The 5,355-nt window shown below is 74.3% G+C and carries 4 protein-coding genes; all 4 read right to left on the minus strand.

What is annotated here, in order from left to right; all coding sequences use genetic code 11:
• On the minus strand, positions 1 to 826 hold an 826-nt coding region (locus C665_RS18180; protein ID WP_004325844.1), incomplete at its 3' end, for a lytic murein transglycosylase.
• A gap of 243 nt (positions 827 to 1,069) precedes the next feature.
• Entirely contained in the window at positions 1,070 to 3,223 is a 2,154-nt protein-coding gene (locus tag C665_RS18185; protein ID WP_004325845.1) for a M1 family metallopeptidase, read from the minus strand.
• Position 3,224: 1 nt separating this feature from the next.
• Entirely contained in the window at positions 3,225 to 4,460 is a 1,236-nt protein-coding gene (locus tag C665_RS18190) for a ChaN family lipoprotein (protein ID WP_004325847.1), read from the minus strand.
• 75 nt (positions 4,461 to 4,535) lie between these two features.
• Positions 4,536 to 5,264 (minus strand): glycerophosphodiester phosphodiesterase, encoded by a 729-nt coding sequence (gene ugpQ / locus C665_RS18195; protein WP_004325849.1) that lies wholly within the window; start codon positions 5,262 to 5,264, stop codon positions 4,536 to 4,538.
• Positions 5,265 to 5,355 lie beyond the last annotated feature (91 nt).

The following is a 5,355-nucleotide window of genomic DNA, read 5'->3' on the forward strand; positions in this document are numbered from 1 at the left end:
CGGCCGCGGGCAAGGCGCTGCCGTCGGCCCGCCGCACGCCGCGCGCGGCCCATTCGGCCATCGGCTGCTTGTTGCGCCGGCCGGCGTCGGCGGTGTCCATGCCGCGCGGCAGGCGGACCTCGAAGCCCCAGCGCAGGTCACTGCGCCAGCCGGCGCGCGCGAGGAAGTTGGCGGTCGAGGCGAGCGCGTCGGGTACGCTGTCGATGAGGTCGCGGCGACCGTCGCCGTCGAAGTCCACCGCCAGGCGCATGAAGGTCGAGGGCATGAACTGGGTGTGGCCGAAGGCGCCCGCCCAGGAGCCGGTGAGACGCTCGGGCGCGACGTGGCCCTCCTGCAGGATCTTCAGCGTGGTGAAGAATTCGCCGCGGAAGAAGGCCTGCCGGCGCCCGAAGCAGGACAGCGTGGACAGCGAAGTCAGCAGCGGCCGGCTGCCGAAGTTGCGCCCGTAGTTGCTCTCCACGCCCCACACCGCAACCACGGTCTCGGCATCCACGCCGTAGCGGCGCTCGACCTCGGCGAGCACCTCATTCCACTGCGTCAGCATCGCGCGCCCGTCGGCGACGCGCTCCTCGTCCACCAGCGCGGCGAGGTAGTCCCAGATCGGGGTGACGAACTCGGGCTGCGCGTCGAGGAAGCCGATCACCGCCATGTCGGGCGCGAGCGCGGCCGTGTGGGTGTCGAAGGTCTCGCCATGCACGCCCTTGGCCGCGGCCTCGCCGCGCAGCTTGGCGAGGCAGGACGCGAACGCGGCCTCGTCGGCAGCGGCAGACAGGGGCAGCGAGAGCGCCGCGAGCGCGGCGGCGAGCAGGAGAGGACGGGAAGACATGGACAAGGCCTGTTATGCGATTGCGGATGGGCGCCGCAGTCTAGCACCGCGAGGAGGCGGATCGCCGCGCGACGGCTGCAGGCGCCCGCAGCGTCGTGCCCCCTCCCGTAGGAGCGACGCAAGTCGCGATAGCTGCGGTCGAACTGCGCCTGCGCAAACCGCGGGCGCACTGATCGCGACTTGCGTCGCTCCTACGCCGCTCCTCGGGCGTGGAAGCGGGACTGCGAGCTTCGCGAGGGCTGCTCAAGGCTCCACCTTCACCACATTGCCAGGCGCGTCCCATACGCCGCGGGCGCTTGCCCGCGTGCCGTCGAAGACCAGCCAGCTCTGGCTGCCGTAGTGTGGCAACGCGCGCTGCAGCGCGCGCAGCGCGGCGGGGTCGGCGGCGGCGATCACGGCGAGCGCCGGGCCGCGCTCACGCTGCACGGTCCACACCCTGGCGCTGCCGCCTGCGGGCATGCCCCGGGGCTGTGCCGCCAGGCCGGCACCGACGAGCACCGCGGCCACCGCGGGCTCGCTGCCCACCAGCAGCACCGGCCCGCCCTCTGCGCCCAAGGCTGGGAGACCTGCCAGCGTCGGCGTGCGCTCGAACAGGCGGGCGGCGAGCGCCTGCGCCGCCTCGGCGAATGCACTGTCCGCCCCTCTCGGCGTGCCACCGCTTGCGCCACTCCCTGCGCCACTCCCTGCGCCACTCCCTCCGCCACTCCCTGCGCCACTCACTGCGCCGCTCCCCGCCCCGCCCGCCTCCGCCTTTGCGTCGGCAAGCACCAGCCGCGGCGCGGCGGCGACGATCCACTGGCGCAGGATGGGCGGCAGTTGCGCGGCCTCGGGCAGGCGCCACAGGCGCAGCTCCGGGTCGAGGGCCACGCCCTCGGGCACGAAGCCGGCGGTCAGCTCCACATCGGTGCGGCCCGCGGCGAACTCGACGACCCGGGTCTCTACCCGATCCCCCGCCACGAGCTGCAGTGGCAGCCGCAAGGCGTGCACCGGTCCCGGTTGCGCCAGGCTCACGCGCACGCGCGCGCCCTGCCCGGCCGGCTCCATCAAGCGTGCCCGTTCGATGCGCGGCGCCGGCCCGCCGGGCAGCTCCAGCCACTGGCGGAAGAAGCCCTGCAGCGGGCGCCCGGCCGCCTCCTCGAAGGCGGCGCGCAGTTCGTCCCAAGTGGCGATACGGAAGCGCTGGCGTTCCCAGAAAAGGCGGATGCCGCGCGCGAACGCGTCCTCGCCGATTTCGTCCTGCAGCATCACGAAGACCATCGCCGCCTTGCCGTAGCCCACCGCGGCCGCGGCGCCGTGGGTGCGCGAGCGGAAATCGGCGAGCGGTGCGTGCGAATCCGCCGGCAGCGCGGCGAAGTCGCGCAGCCAGCCCAGGCGCATCTCGCGCGCTGCGGCGGCCGACGCCTCGGCCTTGTAGGCGTAGTCGGCCATGAAGGTGGTCAGTCCCTCCGACCAGTTGCCACGCGCGTAGTCGACCAGCACGCCGTTGCCCCACCAGTTGTGCAGCACCTCGTGACCGAGCGAGCTCGCGCGGATGAAGGGCAGGCGCAGCACCTGCTCGCCGATGTAGGTCAGCGTGGGCATGCCGAAGCCGGTCGGCAGCGGGCTCGCCACCACCGAGAACTCGGTGAAGGGGTAGGCGCCGATCTGTGCCGAGTAGCGCTCGATGTAGCGCTGGCTGTCGGCGAGGTAGGCCTCGGCCAGCCCGGCCTCGCCGTCGAGCGCGGCGGGAAAGTAGGTGCGCAGGCGCAGCGGCCGGCCGTCGGCCTGGGTGGCGAGGCGTTCGCGCACCACCCAGGGCCCGGCCATCAGGTCGATGCCGTCTGCCGGATGTTCGAAGACGAAGCGCGCGCGGTAGGGCTCGCCTGCCGCGGCGGGGCGCTGCTCGTGCGCCAGTCGTCCGGCGACCAGCGCCGGCTGGCCGCCACGGACCACGAGGTCCACCTCGTAGGCGAAGAGGTCGGCCGGACGCGGATACCAGCCGCTGCCACTGGCGAGGAAGCTGCCCGCTGGCGAGGCCATCGGCGGCATGGCCTGCAGCACCTCGCGGTGGTCGCGTGCCTGCTCGAGCGCGGGCAGCTTGCCGCCGTAGCGCAGGCGCAGCTCGGCGCCGGCCGGCGCATCCACCCGCCAGGCGCGCAACGTACCGCGGCTGCCCGCGGCACGCAGCGGCAGCGCATGCCCGTCGGCGCTCGCGGCCTGCGGCTGCAGGGATTCGTGCAGCACGAAGCGGTAGCCGGCTTCGGGCGCACGCAGCACGGCCTCGACCTGAAGCTCGCCGCGCGCCGGATCGAGCTCGACCGCCAGATGCAGCCTGGCCGGCCCGGCCGCGGCCAGGGCGGAAGGAAGCCCGCCCAGCCAGCCGGCAAGCAGCAGCCACCCGAACAGCCCGCGCAGCATCTCAGCGCGCCTCGCGCGGGAAGCGCACCACCACCTCGACCGCCTTGCCTTCGCGCATCACCTGCAGCGGCAACCAGGTGCCCGCCGGCTGGCGGCGGATCAGGCCGATCAGCTGCGCGGAGCGCCGCACCGGCGCACCCGCCGCCTCGGTGATCAGGTCGCCGCGGCGCAGGCCGCTGCGCTCGGCGAGGCTGCCCGGCGTGAGCTCGGCGATGCGGATGCCGCCGTCGGTGTCGTCGAGCCCCACCCCGAGCCGCGGCGGCGGAGGCGGCGGCTGGCGCAGCGCCGGTACGGCGAACACCGCGTCGGCGAGGCCGGCGGGGAGCTCCACGCAAGGCGTCGCCGCCTCGACCGGCATCAGCTGGCCGATGCTCGGCTCGCCGAGCGCGGCGAGCTGATGGGCCACGCCGTGGCCGTGGCGCACATGCCCGCTCCCCATGATGCCCACTGCGAACGGCAGGCTGCCGTCCGCGGCGGCGTGGCGCGCGCGGCCGGCGAGCAAGGCTTCGGCCATCGCACGGTCCCAGGCGAGCTGGGAATCCACGAAGTTGCGGAAAGCGGCATCGCCGCGCGCCGGCTTGCCCTGGTCCTTGCCGTGCTGGCGCATCTGGGCGTGCTGGCTGTGGATCTCGAAGAGGAAGTCCTCGTAAGCCGACACCGCCGCGGCCGGCCGACCGACGCCCTCGCGCTCGCCCTCGGGCACGCCGTCCCAGCCCTTGTCGGCGATCCGCCGGGTGAGCTCCGCGTCGATGTTGAGCGCGAGCATCGGGATACGGTTCATGCGCGCGAAGTGGAAGAGCGGCAGGTAGAGCTCCGCCGGCATGCTCCACACCTTGCCCCATTCCGACTGCTGCAGGAACTCCGCCTCGGTCAGCTCGCCCGCCACCCAGCGGTCGAGCACCGGCTGCGCCCGGCGCGGGAACATCTCGAAACCGATCACCATCCGTGGGCGCAGCGCATGCAGCGTGGAGAGGGTCTGCAGCTGCCAGCGGTGGTGGTCCATGTCGTCGTGCTGCTCGCCGAGCAGCACGACCGCACGCCCGGCCATCGCGGTCAGCAGCCCGCCCGCGTCCACCACCTGCGGCGTCACCCCGTCGGTGCGCGCCCAGCTCGCGGGCGCGAGGCAGGCGGGCGCGGCGGACGGGGCCTGGCTCTGCGCCGGGTTCGCCAGCGTCGGCAGCGTGCACAGGAGACCGCTCGTGAGCGCGCACGCGCGCAGCCAGGAGGAAGAGGACATGATCGTGGACTCGGGAGAAGAAACGTCAAGTAGAGCCCGCGCGCGCACGCGAGTTCCGCTCCCGCGCCGGACCGCTCAGGGGACGAAGTGGTCGACGCGGTCGGTGATCAGCCCGTCGAGGCCGAGCGCGCGCAGGCGTTCCGCCTCGGCGTCATCGTTCACGGTGTAGGCCAGGCGGCGCAGGCCGGCCGCGGCGGCCTGCGCCGCGGTCTCCGGCGTCCACGCCGCGCACTCCGCGATCACCGCGACGCAGCCGAGCGCACGCGCTTCGTCGAGCCAGCCGGCACGGAAGGTCTCGAGCAACAGCCCGTGCGGCGTGGCCGGCGCCACCGCGGCCGCAGCGGCGAGCGCGGTGGGAGAAAAGGAGCTCAGCAGCGGCGGCGGGACGACGGACGCCGCGGCCAGGACCTCGGCCACCCGGCGTCCGGTGCGGATCTCGTCGCCGGGTGCGGGCTTGATCTCGATGTTCAGCAGGCAGCCGCGCTCGCCGCAGAAGGCCAGCACCTGCGCGAGCGTGGGCAGGCGCTCGCCGGCGTGGCGGGGGCCGTGCCAGGCGCCCGCGTCGAGGCGCGCGAGCGTGCCCCACGGCTGCTCCACCGCGTCGCCACGGCCGTCGGTGGTGCGCTCGAGGCGGTCGTCGTGGAGCAGGAAGACCTCGCCGTCCGCGCTCAGGCGGGCATCGCACTCGAACATGCGGTAGCCGTGCGCATGGCCGAGCGCGAACGCGGCGAGCGTGTTCTCCGGCGCCAGCTTGCCGGCGCCGCGATGGGCGATCCAGAACGGATACGGCCAGGGCACGCTCATTCGGCCGACGCGGCCTTCGGCTTGCGCGCGCGGCGCGGACGCGGGGCGGGGTTCTCCGCCGCGGGCGTGCTCGCGGCGGGCGCGGCGCTCG

It is taken from the genome of Thauera aminoaromatica S2, from assembly GCF_000310185.1.
GTDB classification, from domain to species: Bacteria; Pseudomonadota; Gammaproteobacteria; order Burkholderiales; family Rhodocyclaceae; genus Thauera; species Thauera aminoaromatica.